Source organism: Erwinia persicina (genome assembly GCF_014838825.1).
Taxonomy (GTDB): domain Bacteria; phylum Pseudomonadota; class Gammaproteobacteria; order Enterobacterales; family Enterobacteriaceae; genus Erwinia; species Erwinia persicina_A.
In genome coordinates this window covers 1-21,251 of record NZ_JACYMO010000012.1, presented here as the reverse complement: position 1 = coordinate 21,251, position 21,251 = coordinate 1, and the positions used below count along the sequence as shown (strand labels likewise).

The following is a 21,251-nucleotide window of genomic DNA, read 5'->3' as shown; positions in this document are numbered from 1 at the left end:
GTATATACGCTGTGATACGTCGTATGTTGGGCCAGAGACAACGTGTGAGTGGCTCGTTACCTGCTGAGAAGCCGAACGATTGTGCTTCGGCTGCGGTATGCACTGAATCGGCCCCAATATTAAGCGTCAACCGAGCGGGCAACTTCCCTGACGGCATTTTCCATACGTTCAGAATTCTGCTGGATGCTGGTAATCACCTCACCGGCCTCACGCATCAGGGTGACACCCTGACCAGTATTTTCAAGACTGACTTCTATGCCCCTGAGAACCTCTCTGGCCAGCTGATGGTTACCGGAGACAATCCGTTCAATTTCTTCTGTCGCGCCGCTGACGCTGGCTGCAAGGGTACGCACCTCGGAGGCAACAACGGCGAAGCTCCTGCCTGATGCCCCTGCCCTTGCGGCCTCTATCGCCGCATTAAGAGCAATGAGGCGAGTCTGCATGGCAAAGCCTCTGATGGTTTCCACCATACCGTCAATGCTGACCGACTGACTGTTAAGACGTGATATGTCGGCGGAGACAACGTTCATGTTTTCCGCAATCCTGTTAATGACCCGGATACTGTTATCAATCACCGCTGCGCCAGCCTGAGCGCTTCCCCGCGTCTCTACGGCCATATTCCAGGCATGGACGGCCGCATCCTGCTCACTCTTATTGCGTATGACCTGTTCCGTCACGTCGGAAGCGAATTTGACGATTTTATAGAGCTGGCCATTACTGTTAAAAACCGGATTATAGGTCGCGCGGAGCCACAGGGGTTCACCCTTCCGGTTGAGGCGTGGAAACTGACCGGAAAAATACTCTCCCTGATTGAGCCTCTCCCAGAACTGCCGGTACGCTTCGCTTGCGCTGAGTTTGTCTGAACAAAACATCCTGTGATGCTGCCCGAGCACGTGTTCCCGCGTATAGCCGGTAGCTTTCAGAAAGTTATCGTTAGCATCGAGTACCACGCCGCCAGGGCTGAATGAAATGATCGCCATTGACCGGCTGATCGCATTAATCACAGATTGCTGCTCCAGCGCAGACTCCATTCTCTCTGAAATATCCGCAGCTATTTTGATGATTTTGAATACTCTGCCCCGCCGGTCGGTTACCGGGATATAGCTTGCCTCAAGCCAGACGGGACGCCCTCCCCGGGCCAGGCGAAGGTATTTATCACTGAAACGTTCGCCAGCAGCGAGACGCTGCCAGAAGTTCCTGTATGCCGGTGTGTTAACCAGCGAAGGAGGACAAAACATACTGTGATGACGACCCAGTGTTTCCTCCGCACGATACCCCATAGTTTCCAGAAACAGAGGGCTGGCCTTCTGGATGATGCCGGCAGGAGTGAACTCAATGACAGGCATGGATTGAGCCAGTGCTTTTAACGAAGCAGAGGAATGCTGACCGCGATGGCGGTTCAGTAAGGCAAAGAGATATTTCAGTAACGATGGGCGCATCAGCAATTCCAGTTAACCAGGGGACTGTCCCGATTATCGGCAGCCAGGTCGTACGCATCACGTATCACTGCGATAGTTTCGGCTGATTATGATGTGCAATCGTTAACGGTGTAATAACCCTGAAACATTTATCCTGATCCACCAGGATTACCGCGAATATGTGAATCTTACAATCTGATGTTCCTGATACCGAAATCATGGCTGGGCGTGATGCAGGAGATGCCCGGTGTTCAGAGGGTAAGTGAGCACATCAGCAGGCTCTCCGGAAGGATAAGTATGCCCGAAAATGCCATGTCCATTAATTCCAGTAAGCCAGATAGGTAAGTGTGAAAGCCGAACAGAAAGCATAGGGGCTTAAAAGCAAAACATCCGAATAATGAATTTCAAATATCTTGGTTACAGGCCACGCCAGTACAACCAGCCACATGAAGATTGTAGAGCACACTATAAATAAGCTACCTTTTACAGTGGCATCAGGATAAAATCGCTCTGAAATCATCAGTAATGGTACACCAATTATTAAAGAACCCATTATGGTCCCAATAATACTCATCATGACGATGAAAAAGTAAGTAAAAATAAGAACCAATACGGATGTGCTATTATCTCCCCAAGAAAGATACATTAAAAATACTAATGAACCAACAAGACTACTAAAAAGTGCTGATATTGTGGCTTTTATAACCAAACTGTCGTCAATGATTTTCTTCATCATGTTCTCTACGTCTGTGTATCTATATTTCGCACGGCATATCTGATTGAATTTTTTATAGATATCATAACCTTCAATGTCTGATAATACTGCCAGGGTATAGGCTGCATCCAGTGAGCATACAAAATAAGTTTCTCTTCCAAAAGTATCACCCTGGTGGCAATAAATTTTTCCTGACCTGTCATTCATCTCCAGAGGTGAAAGTATTGAGTCTTTGCAGGCTGTGAACCAGATAATATCTGGCGATATTATGCAGAGAATGAAGGCTGGCCCAGACATCGTCCGCTATAAGCGGCGAGTCGCCAGCTTCCCATATTCCGACAGCATTGCCGTTGCTTCATCCATCCTTTGGCGATCAAGTTTATAGAATACCCAGTTTTTGATACGTTTCGAGGTCACAATTCCGGCTTTAGCTAGATTTTGTAGATGGCCTGTCACGGTGGGCTGACTTAACCCAATTTTTTCAGTGATAAACCCGACACATACACCATCTTTAACCAGATCGCCGTCCTGCTGCTCAGGAAAATGTGACCTTGGATCGGACAGCCATTCGACAATCACGAGCCGGTGCTCATTACCGAGGGCGCGAAAGATATCGGCCATGGATGTCTTTGAGTTGTTCATATAGCCAATTACCTATATAGTTAATGTCTTATATAACTTCACGGGCATACTATGACAAACCACACACTAAGGCCAATGGGCAGTGTCACGTTGAAAGATATTTACGCAGCTTCCCGGCTAATTAAGACAACAGTATGCAGAACTCCGCTGGTGCCTTCGTTCGCGCTGTCTGCCCTTGTCGGGACGGAGGTCAGGCTCAAGATGGAAAATCTCCAACATACCGGTAGCTTTAAGCTGAGAGGCGCCGCAAACGTTCTTGCCTGTCTCAGCGCAGACCAGCAACGTGCCGGCGTCATCGCCCCGACGGCGGGGAACCATGGCTTAGGGCTTGCTTGTGCGGGACAGGTAGCAGGCATACCCGTATCCATATTCTTGCCGCTGTCAGCAGACCCCATTAAGGTCTCGGCGATGAAAAGTTATGGTGCTCAGGTTACGTTTTTTGAAAATATTGAAGATGCGAGACAGGCTGCCATTATCGCAGCGCAACAGTCAGGCGCACTATTCGTCTCCGCCTATAATAATGAAAAGATGATTGCCGGGGGCGGCACTGTCGGTCTGGAAATTATGGAAGACTGGGCAGACGCTGACGTTATTCTGGTTAACATTGGCGGCGGCGGCCTGGCCTCCGGTATTGCAACGGCCATCAAAGCCATAAACCCTGCAGCCGAAGTATGGGCAATACAAAGTGAAGCGAGCCCGACATTTGCGCGTTGGAAAGATGCTGGCGAAACGATCCCTGTGGAAATTACGTCGTCAATCGCCGAAGGTATCAGTGGCTATATAGAACCTGAAACGATGACCTGGCCACTTATACGCGACCGCGTCGATCGTGTCCTTCTCGTTTCGGAAGCCGAAATTAAAGCAGCGATGCTGTTAATGCTTAATCTACATAGCCATGTTGTCGAGCCTTCAGGAGTACCCGCCGTTGCGGCGGTCCTTCGTTATGCAAAAGAACTGAGCGGGCGAAAAGTTGTCTGTGTGGTTAGCGGCAAAAACATATCTGGCTCCCGCTATCTCACATTAGTTAATGAGGCTTCACTCTGAAGAATCATTCCTTTTGTCTCTACGATTTTACAGACCTTTTGCCAGCGGCAATCGTCTTCAGCACCGCTGGTATTTCTGCAAAATGGCACATAGTATTATTCTGTTTTGAAAAGTAAAATGTGCGGCACAACCTGTTAATAACGAAGATAAACATCATGCCTCACGCTCCCAGTTCTACCGCGAAGAAGGTAAAATTTTCCGCCCTGTTTATGCTGACGTCGCTACCTTTGATAGCCGTTGGCATTTTCTTTTTGATCAACCTTGAGGGATCAAACAGGATTATCGGGCCGGTTGTCACCTTTTTAGCCGCCATCAGCATTGCCCAGTTACTGTGGAAACACATTCAATAAGCCTCAGCAGAAAGTTCTCCGTTGCGGGTGTTCCCCACTGCCGGGACATGCAGAACGGAGCTTGCCCGGGTAAGGGACGGGGGCGGTCTTCTGCCCCCGGGAGACGTTAGCGCGCGGCCATCCCCGGCACCAGGATCACCTTCCGGCACTCCTCCTCGCGTTTTTCAAAAATTTCGTATCCTTTCGCAGCATCTTCCAGCGGCATATGGTGGGTGACAATCTCTTCAGGCTTCAGGTGGCCCTTTTCGATAAGGGAGAGCAGGTCCGGCAGCCAGGCGTGAACATGGGTCTGCCCCATCTTAAACGTCAGGCCCTTATCAAACGCATCACCAAACATAAAGCTGTGGATGAAGCCAGCGTAAACGCCGGGGACGCTGACCACCCCACCGCGCCGCACGGCAGCAATACACTGCCGCAGCGCCTTGCCGCTGCTTCCCTCAATTTTCAGCGTGGTCAGCACGGTTTCGGTCAGGCTGCCTTTGGCTTCAAAGCCCACGGCATCAATGACGGCGTCCACACCGCGGTGGCCCGCCGTGTTTTCAATAATCAGTGCGGCAGGATCGTCATTTTCATCAAAGTTAATCGGGATAACGCCATAGCGCTCACGGGCAAAGGCCAGACGGTAATCATTATGATCGACCATAAAGATCTGTTCCGCCCCTTCGTGCCGGGCGCAGGCGGCACTGAGTAACCCTACCGGGCCGGCACCGTAAATGGCAACGCTGGAACCCCGGGTGATCTCGGCATTCTTCACCGCCTGCCATGCGGTGGGTAAGATATCTGAAAGAAAAAGGACTTTTTCATCCGGCAGCGTTGAGGGAACCCGGAAGGAGCCAGTATTGGCTTTGGGGACCCGAACATATTCAGCCTGTCCGCCGGGAATGCCCCCGTAGAGATCGCTGTAGCCGAACAGGGCCGCCGGAGGCGTGATGCCTTTTCGGTTCAGGATGGCGCCTCTCCCGCTGTTGGTATTCTCGCAGGCGGCATACTTGTGCAGATGGCAGAAAAAACAGTCGCCACAGGCGATCACAAACGGGATCACCACGCGATCGCCCTTCGCCACCGCGCTGACCTCTTTGCCGGCGTCCACCACCTCACCCATAAACTCATGGCCAAATATGTCGCCGTGATGCGTGCCGGGTATTTTTCCCCGGTAAAGATGCAGGTCCGAACCGCAGATTGCCGTTGCCGTGACGCGAAGAATAATGTCATCCGCTGCCTGCAGGGCCGGGTCCGGAACGTTGTCGACGCTGACCTTATGCGGTCCGTGATAGGTTAATGCTCTCATGCGCTGCTCCTCCAGGAAGGGGGGAAAAGGACGTGACGATAAAAAGCATAGAACAAACCCGATGAGTTAAGCCAAAGTGGTAGCGTAAAATCTCATAAAACCGGCTCCCGCCCTGGCCGTTTATGCCCAGGCAGGTTCACTGATAGGAAAAGGTAATGCTCGCTAAGGCCTTTGCCGTGCCGGGTGTCAGATCCCCGGTGCGCACGAACCTGGCCTGAAACGGCAGTGTCAGCGTCTGCGCCGACGTGGTTGTTTTAATATAAAACTGGTTAGTTGTGCCTTCGCTGGTGTTATCAGGCCCCATCATCAGCGGGCCGGTACCATTGTAGAAAAACTGTACGCCGACGCCGGATGCCGTCGAATCGCCTGTCAGCGTGACCACCGAAGAGGTATTCGCCGGCGTGGTCTGATCGGTCATGACCGCATTCACCGCCACTTTCTCATCACAGGTCAGGCTCACGTTGAACGTACCGGAGGCGGAAACGCTGCCTGGGCTGGGCAGGGTGCGGACATCCAGGGTGCCCAGTTTGACGTCTGCCTGTGTTGTGCTGACCGTACATCCGCTGGCGGTCACAGTAATAGTGGTCGGGTTGATTCTGACTCTGGCGGTTTTTGTTTCGTTGTTATACGCCGTCAGGATCGCGGCATCGATACTCGCCGTTTGATAGGTGCCCGATTTCAGCGTCTTGTTGGTTTTCACAAAAGTCACCTTTGCTGACCAGCCTAAATCCGTTGCCACGGCACTGGTTCCTTGCGCGGGATACGTCTGAATCACACCGGTTTGCAGCGGAATATAGGTTGTGCCGTTAAAATCACGAAGACCGATAACGAAGCCGACACCCGGCACGCCGGTTTCGAAAATGGCATAATTTGCGCCATCTATTGCCACCGTCATGCCGGTGGATATCGCACCGCTGCCAGGCTCCATCGTCCCTTTGTTGCAGGTGGCTATCCATCCGCACCAGAAAACCTCCTGAACAGTGGCCGAAGCGCTCCAGGCATTGCCAATAATCTGACCCGGCGTAACGGAATCTGCCGGGCCTTTGTAGGTCATGGGCGGGGGGGAAATGGTAATGTCTGATTTCCAGTCCAGCGCACAGGCGTTGTGGGCGAAAAGCAGACAGCCGATCACTATCCGGTGACGCATTACTGATACTCCGTAGTCCAGGTGGCAATGGCCGACACCGGGCCGACGCTGACAGCATCGCCCGTCGCAATCAATCGGGCATAAAAGGTCATCTCAACGCTGTCACTTCCCTCAGTGCCATAGGCTTTGGTCTGAGTGTTGAGCGGGATCGGTGAGCCTGTAGCATCGAGGATCTGTACCGCCACGCCCGTCGCCCCGGGTTCCGCCACCTTGATGAACTGTGGCGATACACTGTCCGGGGTACCACTGAAGGTGATCCTGACGCCGGCAAAGGTGGGGCCACACTCTTCCAGCTTTAGCGTAAAAGGGGTTTTGATATTGCTGACGGCCCCTGCCCTGCTGAACTGCTTAATGCCAATGGTGCCGAGCGGGACGTTCTTCACCAGCGAATCGGCGGCGGCCACACAGGTATTACCAATCAGGGTGCCTGTTACCGAGACCAGGACGTCATATCCCTGGGCTGGGCGCATACCGGTCAGCAAAAGCACAAGAGCGGCCAGACGAAGGCTTACTCGCATAGCACCTCCTGCGCATATAGCCCCGTATGGGGGTTATAGTTCTGTTGAGTCAGCCGGTAGCGGATAGTGCACTGCCGGTCGTGCCCGTGTCCCCAGGCAGCCTGCAGCGTTCCCTGCGGGGTTAAGCCTGAGAAATACAGACTGCCGCCATCGCCGACAATGCTGCTGGTGTTGCCCTCGGCAAAGGAGACGAGGGTGCCGAAAGGCAGCACATCCTGACGATGCCGAACGATAAACATCACTTTCGCGCCCTGATGGGTTGTGATCGTCGCGCGCACCATCGCGCCTTCAGCCGGTGTGGTGTTGACGATGGCATTTTCCACCTCAACGTCACTGCCCGCTGTCGTGACATCCAGCGCAACCTGGTTCACCCGATACGGGGTAGCGTAAGGGATCACGGCATAGCCGCGACTGTCGGTTTTTATGCCCTTCTGATTGAGTATTGCCACCTGGCTGGCGCCTGTGGCTTTCACCAGAATATTGGTATTTCCGAGCGGCTGGCTCAGCGTCAGGCCATCTTCATGCAGCACCACGGCCCCGTTGATGCCATAGTTAACGGTTTTTGAGTCCTGACCATAGCTGTAGCCGACGTTGTAATCGCCCCACTGACCGTCATATTGCAGTGCGGCATCGCCGCCGTACTGCTGCTGCTGGCTGTAACGCTGATTCACGCTGTAGAACAGATTCTCATTCCCCGGCACATAGCCACTGACCCCTGCGCTATGGGTGGCCCCGGTCGAATTGGCCTGTGTCGTGGCGAAGCGCACGCGCGTAGAGTGGGCCGGACTGCCTAAGGGCACAGAAACGGACATCGCCAGAATGTTATCTTTCTCGTTATCGTAGATGCTGGTGCTGCGCTGCACGCTCACACCGACGGAGACCCGATGGAACGTCGCGTTCCAGGCCAGCTGCATACTCTGCGTGGTGTTAGGCGTATTCCAGTAGGTTTGTTGATCCCAGGAGAGCGACAGCGAACCCAGCTCACCCAGCGGCTGCATTAATAACACCTGGTTCTTCGCTTTACGCGTCAGGCGCAGGTTGTAGGCACTCTGATAATCAGAGGTGCTGGTCGTGTCTCTCGCGGTACTGTTTTCCGTCCCGCTCCCGGACATGACTTTATAGGTGGTGTCAGACAGGGTATAGAACCCTTTCGTGGAGTAGCGCAGCGAGAAGAAGTTCAGGCGGGTACCGTAGTCGTTCAGCAGCTTACTGTAGCGCAGGCGGACAGAATTACCGGCGTAATGTCGCTCATCCGCCAGCTCGCTGCGGGCATGAGTGATATCCAGCGAGTATGCGCCAAATCTGCCGATGTTTTGCCCGATGCCGGTCGCTATCGCGTTGTACTGATCCGCAACCTGCGCTCCGCCGTAAAAAGTGAGCCCGTATCGCCAGCCATAAAAAAATTCCCCCTGGGCAAAAGCAGGCGCGTTCTGCTGAGTACCGGGCCTGTAACGGCCTGCCCCAAAGGCATACTGCACCTGTCCGTTACGTACCAGGTTCGGTACGCTGGCAAAAGGCTGCGTGTAGCGGGTGATCCCGCCGTCGCTTTCATTAATCGTTACGTCGAGGTCACCACCCGTTGAGGTGGGATAGAGATCCTTCAAGACAAATTCTCCCGGCGGCACGGAGGTCTGATAGATTATGTTGCCGTTCTGGCGCACCGTGACCGTGGCGTTGCTGCGTGCGATGCCGCGCACCTCCGGAGCGTATCCGCTCAGGCTTGCCGGCAGCATATTATCATCGGTTTTTAACGCGACACCGCGTAAGCCAACGGCATCAAAAATCTGCGAAGAGGAATAGGTTTCTCCGGCATAAATCTGAGCCCGGAGAGCGGGTATATCCCGCTGCAGCCAGGTTTGTACGTGTGTGAGTTCGTTGCTGTCCTTTGCCCACGTCGTGTAATCGCGCAGTCGCCATGCGCCGAGGTTAACGCCGCTATTTAAACTCATGAAGAGCTGCTGTTCACGCGTGCGCTCGCTACCCCGATATTCGGAATTCGACCCGTTAATGACGTAGTTCACCCATGCCGACGTAATACCATATTCCCAGCTGTCCGGGTTGACGAAGCCGCGCGGCAGCGTGCGCATTGCTCGCTGGGGAAAGGTGAAATTGAGGCTCAACGTTTGCTGGTCGAGGCTAAAGTGAGTGTCATCAAAAAGCTCTCCAGGAAAATAGCAGGGGCTGACTAACGGTAGTTTGCCGCCTTTAGCCTGACGGATATCGACACCCAGCGCGGAAATTTGCTTCTCCGTCAGGCATGGCTGGGCATCGCCGATGCCTCTGCCGTCAACCCTGAATGCGATATCCCCGGTGAAGGCATAATTATTATTCGCAGAAACGTTCAGATTATATTCACCAGGGGGTAAAGCACTGCCTGCGTTGATCCATGACAGATCGGCAGTGTTTGGATTTTCGCCACTGAGAAAAGCCGGATTAAATTGCAACGCGTTTTCTGCGGCGATGGCTTGCCTGCCAAGCTGGTAAATAACCAGAACACACAGCGTTCGTAATTTCACGGTGTCGCTTATTGATGTAAAGGCAATAGAGTGACAGGCGTCCATGCGCCGTAATCATTAATGGTCTGATAACTGAAGTTCTTTGCACCATTAAATGATTCTGACAGCGTAACGCCGCCTTTTGGCGGTATCATGACCTGCTGCATAGCTTTACCGTCAACACTCACATTGATCGTGGTGATGTAATAAGGCGTTGGGTTCGTCAGCGTGATATTGCCTGCATGAAAACGGCCGGTAATTTTCCTGCCTGCCTCCCCGGCTTCGCCGTGGAGTCCCACAGGGCGATAAAAAATTTTGATTCGGTTCGCGGAGGCAAACTGCAGTGAATTACCCGCACTCTCTTTATTCTGCTGGGGAATGGCTTTCACCGTCATCCAGTAAAGGGTTTCACGATCCTGCGGTAAAGCATTGCCGCTAAAAAGGATTTTAACCACGCTTTCACTGGCGGGTTTCAGCACATACAAGGGGGGCGTAATCACAAAATCGTTCGTCCGTTCACCCCGGTCATTTTCAATCCATGACTGAATCAAAAAGGAGGCTTCAGTATGGGTATTTCTGACCTGAAGCATGGATTGCGATGTTGAGCTGGAATAGATCATTCTGGTTGCGCCCAACCCCACGCCTCCGGCGTGAACGGCTAATGAGCACAGCGCACAAGCCAGAAAAATCCCTATTTTTGCACGCACTGGTTTCTCCTTAACGTGAAAGAAGACCCGGTCGCAGACCGGGCCTGCGACTTATGAATAGGTAATGGTATAGGTCGCGACGGCACTGGCATCACCGGCCGTGGCGCTGCCTTTGGGTGAATAATATTTTGCGCTGTAACTGAGGGTGTTTGAGCCTTTACGAATCGGAATGGCTTCTGCCGCTTCACCCAGCTTCACCACATTGCCCTGCGCGTCATAAAGACGTATTGCGACGTTTTGCGCGGCAGCGCTGCCTCCGTTTGCGCCCACGGCGAGGCTGTTGGGGTCCGTGCCGTCGGGTGTACCGCTGAAGGTGACTGACACGGCAGTGGCCGCAATCGGAGCATCCGGGGTTGAAGCCGAGGTATCAGCGATTTCGCAATCTTCCAGCGTAATCTCGAACGATTTTGCCGTGCTGGCTTCACTGCCCGCTGCCGCGAGTGCAGCGGTTCGGACCTCACCCATTGGCACATCGATAACGGCGCTTTTTGCGCCAATAGCACAGGCAGACGTCACGACGCTGCCATTAAAATTGACCGTACCACCGCTTGTCCCTGCGGCGATAACTGAACTGACTGGCATCAGCGAGGTAATAACCAGCGCCAGCAGAGTTTTAGTATTCTTTTTAACGTTCATTGTCTTTATTCCATAATGGTATTATTACGATATTTGCCACGTCAGGTAGCACATTTAACGGGGTGGGAATACGATTAAATATGTATTGCCCTCCACCCTTGGTTTCTTTCTTATCAATCCGGGAAAAGATCAGGTGATCCAGTCAATGACTTTTTAACACTGTCTCTTCATAAGAAGATGCCAGGAGAAAATAAAAATAAAATACCCGTTTGAGAATGGGAGGGTAATTTCTGTTAACAGCTCTCTCTCTCAGGCCTTAGCATGTATCACCCGTGCATCTTATGAAATTACGTGAAAATGCGTAGTCAAAAGAAAAGTTGTCTGTCTGGTCTGATAGTTGTGATTATTTTGGTTGTAAAGGCTGCAGTAATCTAGCTTTTCAGTTTTATGTGCTGGGTGTTTCGTTTAGGGTGAGATGTTTCTTAAGTGTTGCAGGTGTATAAAACGGCAGGATATTATACTTTTTGTGTGGGATTTGTAAAAAAGATGAACGATAGGGTTGTTTTTAAATGAAAAAAAATCAAACAACAGTTCGTAATAATGTCCTGTTCTTTCCGGTAGATGCACGCAGTGGATCACGTCAGGCTGTTCATAAAGCCGAAGCTTCAGACTTCAGAATAGCGACTCTGCAAGCAGGATAAGCGCAACACGATAATAAAAAGGAAGTACGTGGGGTGCAGAACCGGCAGCTGCAAGGCAGCAGGCAGGCTGAACGACCTGCCGCTCAAGGGGGGAATGGCGGGATAAAGGGGAACAATAGCAGAAGAAATAACCAGGCCCTGAGGGGGGAGCCTGCGACAGACGTCAGGGAGGATATCGTCGTTAACACTAATCGAACATTAATTATGTAGGATGACGGGCGTTCATCTTATCAGGGCAGACAGGCGAAAAGTTATAGTGCTTTGCACTTTGCATAGAGCTCACATAAAATACACGGGAAGATTTTTTTAACGTTATTAATCTTATAGCCTCTCCGGTCAACCTTTAAGATCGCATTCTCGTCCACGTCCATCTCACGAAGAATGGTATTGACACGATTGATGCTCCGCCTTAAAGCCTGTTCAGATGAGCTTAATCCATAGCTGTCCCACACTTCATATAAAATATAATCAGCGCTGACGTAATCTTCTTCAAAGTTATTCAGAAGAAGGTAAAGAAGCCGGCTGACCGTTTTCCGTAGTTTGATGACGTTGTGTTTTCGGTTGTTCTTCAGAGCGTAATTAACAAGTACTCTTTCTTTGGGGATAAAAAGCACCTTGTCATTTATCAGGTACATTCCTTTTTCTTCACTTTCCAAACTTTTTAATCTCCACACCTCTTTGAACGGCATGTTATCAAAGATAATAAACGTATCATTGGCCAGTTCATTAACAGCATTTAACAAGACTAATAAAACAATTTTTTGGATTTAAATTCCAATTTTCTTATGCGAAATGGGATTAAAATCTAAATATTAAAGTTTTATCGGTTTTTAATCCCGTAAAATGTGAAGCAAAAAGGGGCAGTGTTTTATGTTTTTTGATAAAAACTGATTAAAATTAATGCGTTGTGATGTAGCGTGGGCCTGGCGGGTGTCAGAACCCACCTTACTGCCTGTGACGGTGGCGTCTGCCTTACCTCGGGATCTGTTGTATCACGTCCGGAGAGGGCCATACCGTTCCTGGCCGTGTGCGCCGTGCTCCGTCATGGGGGATAACTGCCCGGCAAGGTCTGTCTGATGTGGATAACGAATCAGCGAGGGCAAGGTGAAGAGGCGGAGTGACAGCTTTTCAGCGAACCGTTTTCATATCTCTTTTTATCAACGCCATTAATGAAAAAGGCGCAAAAGTGGCAATCAGACAGCCTCTTAACGTCTTCAATCCGGTATCCGCGCCGGTAAACCCGTTTGATGCACTCCCCCTCTTTTCGTCCGGACATCTCAATGATTTTTTTATTAATCATGTTTACGCTACGGTACAGTGCCTGGCTCGATGAACTTAATCCATGAGTATCCCAAACTTCGTACAGGATTTTATCATCCGGGACATATTCTTTATCACCTGATTTCAAAATAACAAATAATACTCGCGCGGTGGTCTGCCTGAGCTGAAGGATCCTGCCTGTCCCTCTGGCCGCAGGTTTCAAACTCAGCAGTTTTCTGAACTTAGGAAAAAAAACCTGTTCATCGCCAAAGATGAAAATATCATTGCAGTTGTTCATTATCATTCTCTTCCACGTGTCATCGCAGGCTTATTTGTTTTAAAAATGACGGATTATCTGGGGCTGCCGGGTTTGTGCGTCCGCAGGGCGATGGTTGAACAGGGTATTAAATGACGGCGCAACGTCTCTTTCATTGCTGACGCTGACGCTGACGCCTGTACGCAGGGCCCGGCGTCAGCGATGAAAAAATTGAAATTCGTGATTAATGGCCAGGTTTTTATTTATGCAGCAACAGGCTGGTACGGGTGCCTGTCTGGCAGGGATCGTTTGACCACTTCACATAGCGCATCTCAGACATATCACTGAAATTGTGCTCGAAGATGATATTCCCGGCGACACTGGCACCCGGGGTGAGTCCATCCGCTATGATTTTTGAAATTTCCGGGCTGGCGCCCTGGGAAACCACTGACTGCCCATTTTTAGCGAATAAAACGAAACAGCCTTTCCCAAATTCAAAACGTTGATTGCTGTCGTTACGTACATCAATCCAGACCAGGGTGATGTATTTATCCGGCTTGCCGTCTACGGTATAAGCACCGGTCTCCTGTTGAAAAGCATCTATTTTCAAAGAATTTGATAATTCGGCAGAATGCGTCAGATTCGTTGATAATACAAAAGGAATAATAAATAATGCCAGCTTCTTAATTAAAGTGTGCATGTCAGCTCCTGAAATACCAGGTCATCCTGGGTTTTAAGGTAATTGTGATAGTGAGTATTTCCAGATGAGAGACAGAGACACTCTCAACTGAAATATTTTATAACCCTGTAAAATATTAACGTAAAAGGGCAAGAGAAATTATTTCATACTCACCACTTTCCACTGTCATATCTTTTTCCGGTTATACGTCAAAAAAATCAACCTTACCGCCAGTAAGATGATACATACTGCCAATGATTTTAATTTTTTTCTGACGTTCCAGATCTTTTAGCACCGGGCTGTTATTACGGATATTGGCGATGGTGAGCTCGACGTTTTTCCTTGCCACCGCATCGACAAAGTCGTAGTTATTTCCCGTACGTTCTCCTGGATACTCGGTTTTTTCAATTGCAGGTTTAATTTCATTCAGCAGTCCCGTCAGATTACCCAGTTCAGCATTATCAATCGCCCCACGTACTGCACCACAGCGGGTATGCCCCATCACCAGCACGACCTTCGCGCCGGCAACCGCACAGGCAAACTCCATGCTGCCCAGAATATCGCGATTACTGATATTACCTGCAACCCGGGAATTAAATGTTTCGCCTATCCCCGCATCCAGGACGATCTCCGCTGGGGCGCGTGAATCAATGCAGCTCAGTATTACCGCTGCAGGGTACTGACCCGCGATAGTGCTGCGCTTCTGTACCAGGTAATCATGCTTTGCCGGACGGTTTTCCCGAAAGCGCAGATTGCCTTGTTTAAAGCGTTCGATGACGGCATCCGGCGTCATACGATCGCGCTCTTCTTTGCTGAGTGATGCCGCAAAAGAGAGGGTTGGCAGCGATAATGTCCCGATCCCGGTGACGGAAAGTGCCGAAACAGCCAGAACTTTCTTCAGGATATTCCTGCGGGACGGTTCAGCCGGTAGGGTATTTTTCATAAGGTTTTCCAGTCCAATTTACAGCGTTAACGATAAAAAAGAGGGAGCCGGCAGAGATAAACCGGGGACACGGACCCGACGGTCAGTGCCACTTATCGGATGAGGATAATGAGCCCGACCGCCAGTCCGGCGTCTGGTGTTTACCCGCCATTAACGTTGATGGCCCACCGCTCAATGAGTCAGCGAGTCCATCGGCCACGTCAGCCATTTCTCTCTGGCTGCTGCACGTATTGCTAATCGCCCTAAGACATGCCCGCTGGCGCTGTGAGTCTTTCTCACTGGCCGCCATGCCTGCCAGCGCCTGGATCAGTGTCGAAGAACTGATTGCGTCGCCGTCCAGCAGCAGTTTAAGTACGGCTTCACCGAGCATGATATCGGCGAGCAGTTCTCTTTTATTTCGGTACATAGTTTTCTCTGTTAACGAGGTTATCCGTCTCTGGCAGGGGCGGGGTAATATCGCCCTAAAAATAACAGCTTGTCTTATTTTCTTCGTTGGAAAGATAAGGCAAGCCGTCGGAGAAAGATTATGCCATGAGGGCAAAAACCGGACCGTGGAAACGCGTTTATGCCAGTTAGTCTGCTTATCAGAAAAACTCTGCGTTTACCTTTTTTAAAAACAAAGTTACAGGCATTTTCGCGTAAAGAAAAAGACATTTCAGACGCGGATAAGGCTAGCACCTCAATCCTAAATATCTTATATATAGAAGAGTCGTTGTTTGTAACGGATTAGTATTCATGTTGTTGAAAATTGAACGATGACCTGCCGGATAGATAAATGAAAATGACAGTGATAAATAAACAAAGAGTTTTCAGTTTAATAAACCTTTTACGTTAAGATTTTTCTGTGTAAAGTGCAGCTTAATCCGTTAACGGTTATCGAAAATGCCTGCGCCTGCTGGTGAATTTTATACGGTGGGGTTTAAGACAGCGGCGGCGGAAGTGCAGTGAGAGGTATCTTTTAACCACGTTGAGAAGAGGTTACAGTGAAAAAAATTGCCATGGTATTAACCGCATTAGCCCTGTGTGGCTGTGTTGATATGGGCCGCGTTGGCATGCACCCAAAAGTGAAAACAGCGTATTTAAATGCTCACAGGCATGTCGGGACTGACTGTCTTTACCAGGCGGCATACCGCCAGCATTTGAGCATGGAGAAAGACGATCCCTTACCGGGAGGAACAGAGCGCTACAATCTGCTGGATAAAAATTATGAAACGGTGGCATGGCTGGATGCCTCGCCTTTTGGTAAAAAGCAGACCAGCGTTGATTTCTACTATGGCCCGGATGAGCCTGAGATTGAACGGTCAATAGAGGCGATGATTTCACAATGTAAGAACCCTTTTTAAACGCGGGGGGTAACCTTCTCATCAACCTGTTTACGTTTACCGTGCTATCATCACATATGCCCGATCGGGCACCTTTTGCCGGGAAACTGACGATCTGCTATGAATTATAATATCGACGATATCGTGCTTTTTAACGCAGATTTGAACACCCTGACCCAGACAGAGACCCATGAAAGTATTTCACTGACCCTGTCGCAGTCAGTGTTGCTGGAGCTGATGCTCAAATCCAAATCAGAGATTTTATCCAGGGACAGCATCATTGATACGTTATGGCAGAGTCACGGTATCAACAGTTCGGGTCATACCCTCAATCAATACATCAGCCTGCTGAGACGTTTGTTTGCCCAATTTGGTCTGAATGACCTGATTATCACCATCCCCAGGGTGGGAGTAAGGCTGAATCCTGATGTGCGGGTTTCAGAATGTACTCAAGATACGAGCCCTGCTGTAACGACAGAAGCGTTTGAGCTGACGCATCCCTCCGCCAGCGGAGTGCGAACGGCATACCCCCTGCGGCGTTATATGATATCGCTGTTGCTTTGTCTTATCGCCGGACTGGTCCCGGTCCTTTATTTTTATCACGCCGACAGTAATAAACAGTCGCTGAACGTTGTCACGTACGATGGATGCCAGATTGGTTTACTCGGGCATTTCACTCCCGCGGACAGTAAGTTTATTTACGGTCAGGTCCGGGAAATCATGGTTGAAAATAAACTGGTCTGCGGCAAAGACCGCACCCTGTATTTTGGATTTAATAAATCAAATGCAGGCCCGGATTTGGGCAGAACATTTTTAGCTTTTTGCATCCGGGGAGATAATAAAAGATTAATCTCCTGTGATAACTATTATTACCGTAACTGGAGAGTGGAATGAGGGGGGCTAACCTTATCATCACATTCATTTTCATTGTGGCTATCGCCATCGCCTCGTTTTTCTTATCCCGATACTATCGTGAGCAGGCAGTGACTGAAGTCCGATGCCTGTCGTATGTCAGAATGGACCTGGGCATAAATGCTTCACAGACGCTGCTTATTGATGCCGTAATCAATTTTCAGCGCAACAAGGAAGGGGCCGTGATGCTGATTAAAGGAACCGCAGAAAGTGATCAAGGCCTGTCGACGTTATCCAGGGAGATTATCCTTGATACCGCTAACGTAGATGATCTCAACGGTTATGAATATACCGTCAGGCATATCAGACCAGGACCTACGGATGATACGCCTGAGGGGAGTTTTTATCAGTTATTAGGTGAGATATCGGGTGACGATCATCACGTCTTTCTGAATGACAGAATTATACGCGATGACGCCGTGTTGATTGGTGGGCCCTATTCCAATCTTTTTATGTGCGTCAAATACTGATGCCGGCGGGCGAGAGGGACAGCGCCACTACTCAGATTGTCACCGTCAGACAGTGATGTTTTGTGGTATCATATTCTGTTTATATTAATAAATTTGGATTAATCGTTTATATACTGGAGTGCATTGAATATTTTGCACTGCATTCAGCCCTGGTTTGTTATCGTTTTTGCAGACGGGCAACCCGTGACAGTCATACCGGAGGTTGCCCAAAAGTATAACAATCGTGAGGTCTGTCGCCATGACGCTGTTACCGACATTTACATACGAAAAAATCAGCAGAAAGCTGCACAAAAATCATATCCTGGACAGGATAAGGCTGTATGGCTTTGATGAGTGCGCCAAAATTATCTCCTTTCTCAATTATGTCTGTGACGATGAAGTACTTGATACGCCTTCTCTTCGTTATATCTACGGGAAAGTGTCTGAATGTCTGCATAATCACGCCTCCGATACCGGGCGTTACGGTTATAATGTTTCGCAATGCTACTTCAGGGATCTTATTTCCCTGCGCGATGAGCTTGAATTTGTCATCTCAATTTCTTGTAAAACCCGTGTTCAACAGCGGGCGTGACGTCCTGTTTTAATGTAAGCCAATAAGGTCTCTTCAGGGAAGATGCAAGGAGAGGAAGACCTTACTGACAGCTGGATGAGAGTAACGGGAATGGGCAGTGAGCAAACCGCTCAGGAAAAATTCATATATATTGTCGCTTTGACGTCATATTTTTCCGTTCTCCCCCGTTTTTTACGAGTTGCCTGAACGACAGGCGTGACTGTTTTACTGTTTCCATCTTTTATTACACCCATCGTGTATTGCGACAGGTTTTTTTCCATCCATTCCGTTCCTTTCTGCGCATCGTTCACCCCATAGAGCCGCTTTAAAATAACGCTGTTGTCTTCATTCAGGTGACCGTCAATGCCGCGACTGCTGGTATTTAGTGTCAGGTTGATTTTAGGCCTGTATTTTACTGACAGGCATATTCCGCTCAGGAAAGCGACAGCCAACCCACCTCATTTTTTAAGTTCGCTTGCAACACTGCTCATCCGCTGGTCACCAGCCAGCGATAATTGGTGACTCCCTGCCTCCCCCCGGTATGGCATTAAAGCTGCTGAACCAGTGCCTTAAGCTGCCGGATCAGCGGATCCTCCTCCCCTGTAACCGTCGGTTGGGCGGTGGACTCCCTGATCATCAGGGTGGTAGGAAGCAGGTCGGTAAAGACGGCCTGCGGGGAGTTCATCCTGTTTAACAGATGAGTGACGGCTCGTTGACCGATAAGGTCAAAGTCCTGCCTGACCGTGGTCAGAGCCGGGTGGAAATACTGACTGTCGGGCGTATCGTCATAGCCGATAACGGACACATCCTGAGGGACACGCCGGTTGAGGTGCCGCAGCGCGCTGATGACCCCTAAGGCCATCTGATCGCTGGCCACCAGCATCGCAGTGATGTCAGGATGGCGGCTGAATAATTCGATGGTTTTTACCCAGCCGCTGCTGGCGCTCCAGTCGCCGTATTCGACGTCCCGCTCCAGGACGCCGGCCTTGCAGAGCGCGTCGCGCCAGCAGGCCAGGCGAAGCCGCGCGGAAATGGAGCTCTCAGGTCCGGCCAGCAGGCCAAATTTTTCATGACCCAGACTGAGCAGAAGATTGACGCTGCTGGCTGTTCCGTCGTTGTGCAGAAAGCCGAGATGACAGACGCCGGCAGTGGGAGGCACGTCGAGGAACAGCAGCTGCATATGCGGATTATCCTGTGCCAGCGTTTCCGCCTCGGTTTTTTCCAGCGGCAGGCTCATCACTACGCTGTTGATCTTCTGCGCGCTGAACTCACTTAGCGCGGTCTGCAGATCATTCAGCTGCCCGTCTTTCAACATTGAGATGGCCACCTGATACCCCACCTTTTCCGCATGGTGTTTAAAGGATGACGCTATCTGCGACGGAGCATGCAGGGCCAGAGAGGTGGTGAGCAGGCCAAACGTGGGCAGGGTCTTGCCCGCCAGAATCTGCGCCGAGCGGTTAGGGACATAATTCAGCGTATTCATGGCGCTGAGCACTTTGTTGCACGTCCGCTCAGAGACAATGTCAGGGTTATTCAGCACCCGTGACACCGTCTGCTGGGAGACGCCCGCCGCTTTGGCTACATCTTCCAGTGTTGCCTGCCGTTTATTCATTATTTTTCCTGGTCATAAACACTTCTTGTCGGAAAATGTATTAAATAGATAATAAATGTCATGCGTAAGACATTACATGAAATAATCAGCTATTAGCGTGATTTGGCTCAAAAATACCGGTCAAAAGCATTGCTCATACTGACTGATATCGTTTTTACTCCAGTTTAAATGTATGGCGCTATACATTTTGGGCGGGCAGGACTGGAACACGGAAGAACGCGGTGTTCCGGCTACCCGGCACCCCCCCGGGGGGCAGAAAATGCAGTGGTGCTATTCAACATCAGGAAGCGTGGACGGGGCGTTTCATCCCCATGACAGAATAATAATCCAGGTGACACTATGAAAATGACGCAGCTTTCTACGCAGGAACGGCATAACTTTATCTATTTTATGCTGTTTTTCTTCTTTTACTATTTCATCATGTCGGCTTATTTTCCCTTCTTCCCGATATGGCTTTCGGACGTCAATCACCTCACCAAGTCTGAAACCGGTCTGGTGTTTTCCTTTATCGCCTTATTTGCCATCGTTTTCCAGGTGGCTTTCGGTTTGATCTCCGACAAGCTGGGCCTGCGCAAGCATCTGCTCTGGGCGATAGTCGTGCTGTTGATTTTGTTCGCCCCGTTCTTTATCTACGTTCTCGCGCCTTTGCTGCAGTACAATATTTATGCCGGTGCGCTGGCGGGGGGGCTGTACCTGGGGTTTGTATTCTCCGGCGGCGCGGGGGCAGTGGAAGCCTATATTGAGCGGGTCAGCCGGACCAACCGCTTTGAATATGGCAAAGTCAGGGTGTCGGGCTGTGTGGGCTGGGCTATTTGCGCCTCCATCACCGGGCTGCTGTTCAGTATCAACCCCAATATCACCTTCTGGATCGCCTCAGGTTTCGGGGTAGTGCTGGCGGTATTGCTGGTGGTGTCCCGTCCGCAGCCGAATCAGACGGCTCAGGTGCTGAATAAACTCGGTGCAAACCAGCGCGAGTTCTCGCTGGCGATGGCGCTGGAACTGCTAAAAATGCCGCGCTTCTGGGCCTTCCTGTTATACGTCATCGGTGTCGCCAGCATCTATGACGTCTTCGATCAGCAGTTTGCCAACTTCTTTAAAGGATTCTTTTCTTCGCCCCAGCGGGGTACTGAGATCTTCGGGTTCGTCACCACCGGCGGGGAATTACTCAACGCCTGTATCATGTTCTGCGCACCGTTTATCATTAACCGCATCGGGGCAAAAAACGCCCTGCTCGTGGCCGGAGCCATCATGTCAGTCAGGATTATCGGATCCTCATTCGCCAGCAGCGGCGTCGAGGTGATCCTGCTGAAAATGCTGCATATGTTTGAGCTGCCTTTCCTGCTGGTGGGCACCTTTAAATATATCTCGTCGGTCTTCGATCCCCGGGTGTCGGCCACTCTGTTCCTGATTGGATTTAACCTGTCCAAACAGCTCTCCGGCGTGGTGCTCTCCGCCTGGGTGGGAAGAATGTATGACACAGTAGGCTTCCATCAGGCCTACCTGATCCTGGGGCTGATCACCACCACCTTTACCGTGATCTCCTATTTTACCCTGACCGGACGCGGCCTGCGTCCGCTGGCTAAGGCGGATACGGCCACGCTGTAAGCCGAAGCCAGCAGAGCGTCGTACCCGCCAGCCGATCTGGC

General features: G+C 50.5%; 22 protein-coding genes. 6 read left to right on the top strand and 16 right to left on the bottom strand.

Features of this window, described 5'->3' with window-relative positions:
* Window positions 1–119: 119 nt before the first annotated feature.
* From IFU29_RS19735 to IFU29_RS19725, 3 genes are all read right to left on the bottom strand, one after another.
* Complete coding sequence (locus IFU29_RS19735) at window positions 120–1,439, bottom strand: methyl-accepting chemotaxis protein (protein ID WP_191935408.1); 1,320 nt, start codon at window positions 1,437–1,439, stop codon at window positions 120–122.
* A 298-nt stretch (window positions 1,440–1,737) separates the two neighbouring features.
* Window positions 1,738–2,340 (bottom strand): hypothetical protein, encoded by a 603-nt coding sequence (locus IFU29_RS19730; protein WP_244633756.1) that lies wholly within the window; start codon window positions 2,338–2,340, stop codon window positions 1,738–1,740.
* Window positions 2,341–2,436: 96 nt separating this feature from the next.
* A complete protein-coding gene (locus tag IFU29_RS19725) occupies window positions 2,437–2,775 on the bottom strand; it encodes an ArsR/SmtB family transcription factor (protein ID WP_191935407.1) in 339 nt (112 codons plus the stop codon).
* 51 nt (window positions 2,776–2,826) lie between these two features.
* Between IFU29_RS19725 and IFU29_RS19720 the strand changes: the two genes are divergently transcribed.
* Window positions 2,827–3,819: a threonine ammonia-lyase gene (locus IFU29_RS19720; RefSeq protein ID WP_244633755.1), complete on the top strand. Its 993-nt coding sequence runs from the start codon at window positions 2,827–2,829 to the stop codon at window positions 3,817–3,819.
* A gap of 456 nt (window positions 3,820–4,275) precedes the next feature.
* On the opposite strand, the gene IFU29_RS19715 is transcribed toward IFU29_RS19720, so the two are convergent.
* The 11 genes from IFU29_RS19715 to IFU29_RS19665 all read right to left on the bottom strand — a co-directional run bounded on the left by IFU29_RS19715 (window position 4,276) and on the right by IFU29_RS19665 (window position 15,145).
* Window positions 4,276–5,457 carry a zinc-dependent alcohol dehydrogenase gene (locus IFU29_RS19715; protein WP_191935406.1) on the bottom strand — a complete coding sequence of 394 codons (1,182 nt, stop codon included), beginning with the start codon at window positions 5,455–5,457 and terminating at the stop codon, window positions 4,276–4,278.
* Between the two features lie 136 nt (window positions 5,458–5,593).
* Entirely contained in the window at window positions 5,594–6,604 is a 1,011-nt protein-coding gene (locus IFU29_RS19710) for a fimbrial protein (RefSeq protein ID WP_191935405.1), read from the bottom strand.
* Window positions 6,604–7,122 (bottom strand): fimbrial protein, encoded by a 519-nt coding sequence (locus IFU29_RS19705; protein WP_191935404.1) that lies wholly within the window; start codon window positions 7,120–7,122, stop codon window positions 6,604–6,606. Before IFU29_RS19705 ends, IFU29_RS19710 begins: the two co-directional genes overlap by 1 nt.
* Window positions 7,113–9,638 carry a fimbria/pilus outer membrane usher protein gene (locus IFU29_RS19700; RefSeq protein WP_342214492.1) on the bottom strand — a complete coding sequence of 842 codons (2,526 nt, stop codon included), beginning with the start codon at window positions 9,636–9,638 and terminating at the stop codon, window positions 7,113–7,115. Before IFU29_RS19700 ends, IFU29_RS19705 begins: the two co-directional genes overlap by 10 nt.
* An 8-nt stretch (window positions 9,639–9,646) precedes the next feature.
* The gene (locus tag IFU29_RS19695; RefSeq protein WP_191935402.1) at window positions 9,647–10,324 is read right to left on the bottom strand and encodes a fimbria/pilus periplasmic chaperone; all 678 of its coding nucleotides are present in this window, start codon (window positions 10,322–10,324) and stop codon (window positions 9,647–9,649) included.
* Between the two features lie 51 nt (window positions 10,325–10,375).
* Window positions 10,376–10,960 carry a fimbrial protein gene (locus tag IFU29_RS19690; RefSeq protein WP_137269729.1) on the bottom strand — a complete coding sequence of 195 codons (585 nt, stop codon included), beginning with the start codon at window positions 10,958–10,960 and terminating at the stop codon, window positions 10,376–10,378.
* A gap of 892 nt (window positions 10,961–11,852) precedes the next feature.
* Window positions 11,853–12,257 (bottom strand): winged helix-turn-helix domain-containing protein, encoded by a 405-nt coding sequence (locus IFU29_RS19685; protein WP_191935401.1) that lies wholly within the window; start codon window positions 12,255–12,257, stop codon window positions 11,853–11,855.
* A gap of 434 nt (window positions 12,258–12,691) precedes the next feature.
* The gene (locus IFU29_RS19680) at window positions 12,692–13,159 is read right to left on the bottom strand and encodes a hypothetical protein (RefSeq protein ID WP_191935400.1); all 468 of its coding nucleotides are present in this window, start codon (window positions 13,157–13,159) and stop codon (window positions 12,692–12,694) included.
* A gap of 217 nt (window positions 13,160–13,376) precedes the next feature.
* The gene (locus IFU29_RS19675; RefSeq protein ID WP_191935399.1) at window positions 13,377–13,817 is read right to left on the bottom strand and encodes a DUF4354 family protein; all 441 of its coding nucleotides are present in this window, start codon (window positions 13,815–13,817) and stop codon (window positions 13,377–13,379) included.
* Window positions 13,818–13,998: 181 nt separating this feature from the next.
* A complete protein-coding gene (locus tag IFU29_RS19670) occupies window positions 13,999–14,739 on the bottom strand; it encodes a carbonic anhydrase (RefSeq protein ID WP_191935398.1) in 741 nt (246 codons plus the stop codon).
* An 82-nt stretch (window positions 14,740–14,821) separates the two neighbouring features.
* Window positions 14,822–15,145: a hypothetical protein gene (locus IFU29_RS19665; protein ID WP_191935397.1), complete on the bottom strand. Its 324-nt coding sequence runs from the start codon at window positions 15,143–15,145 to the stop codon at window positions 14,822–14,824.
* Window positions 15,146–15,722: 577 nt separating this feature from the next.
* On the opposite strand from IFU29_RS19665, the gene IFU29_RS19660 reads away from it, so the two are divergent.
* From IFU29_RS19660 to IFU29_RS19645, 4 genes are all read left to right on the top strand, one after another.
* Window positions 15,723–16,082, top strand: a complete 360-nt coding sequence (locus tag IFU29_RS19660; protein ID WP_191935396.1) for a hypothetical protein — start codon at window positions 15,723–15,725, stop codon at window positions 16,080–16,082.
* Window positions 16,083–16,181: 99 nt separating this feature from the next.
* Window positions 16,182–16,955, top strand: a complete 774-nt coding sequence (locus tag IFU29_RS19655) for a winged helix-turn-helix domain-containing protein (RefSeq protein ID WP_191935395.1) — start codon at window positions 16,182–16,184, stop codon at window positions 16,953–16,955.
* Window positions 16,952–17,443: a FidL-like protein gene (locus tag IFU29_RS19650; RefSeq protein WP_191935394.1), complete on the top strand. Its 492-nt coding sequence runs from the start codon at window positions 16,952–16,954 to the stop codon at window positions 17,441–17,443. The genes IFU29_RS19655 and IFU29_RS19650 overlap by 4 nt, the downstream gene beginning before the upstream one ends.
* A gap of 238 nt (window positions 17,444–17,681) precedes the next feature.
* Window positions 17,682–18,014, top strand: a complete 333-nt coding sequence (locus tag IFU29_RS19645; RefSeq protein ID WP_191935393.1) for a hypothetical protein — start codon at window positions 17,682–17,684, stop codon at window positions 18,012–18,014.
* 110 nt (window positions 18,015–18,124) lie between these two features.
* Here the strand turns inward: IFU29_RS19645 and IFU29_RS19640 are convergent, their stop codons facing one another.
* Window positions 18,125–18,445: a hypothetical protein gene (locus IFU29_RS19640; protein ID WP_191935392.1), complete on the bottom strand. Its 321-nt coding sequence runs from the start codon at window positions 18,443–18,445 to the stop codon at window positions 18,125–18,127.
* Between the two features lie 95 nt (window positions 18,446–18,540).
* The gene (locus tag IFU29_RS19635; RefSeq protein ID WP_191935391.1) at window positions 18,541–19,605 is read right to left on the bottom strand and encodes a LacI family DNA-binding transcriptional regulator; all 1,065 of its coding nucleotides are present in this window, start codon (window positions 19,603–19,605) and stop codon (window positions 18,541–18,543) included.
* Window positions 19,606–19,944: 339 nt separating this feature from the next.
* Here IFU29_RS19635 and IFU29_RS19630 point away from each other — a divergent pair, with 339 nt between their 5' ends.
* Entirely contained in the window at window positions 19,945–21,210 is a 1,266-nt protein-coding gene (locus tag IFU29_RS19630; protein ID WP_062748764.1) for an oligosaccharide MFS transporter, read from the top strand.
* Window positions 21,211–21,251 lie beyond the last annotated feature (41 nt).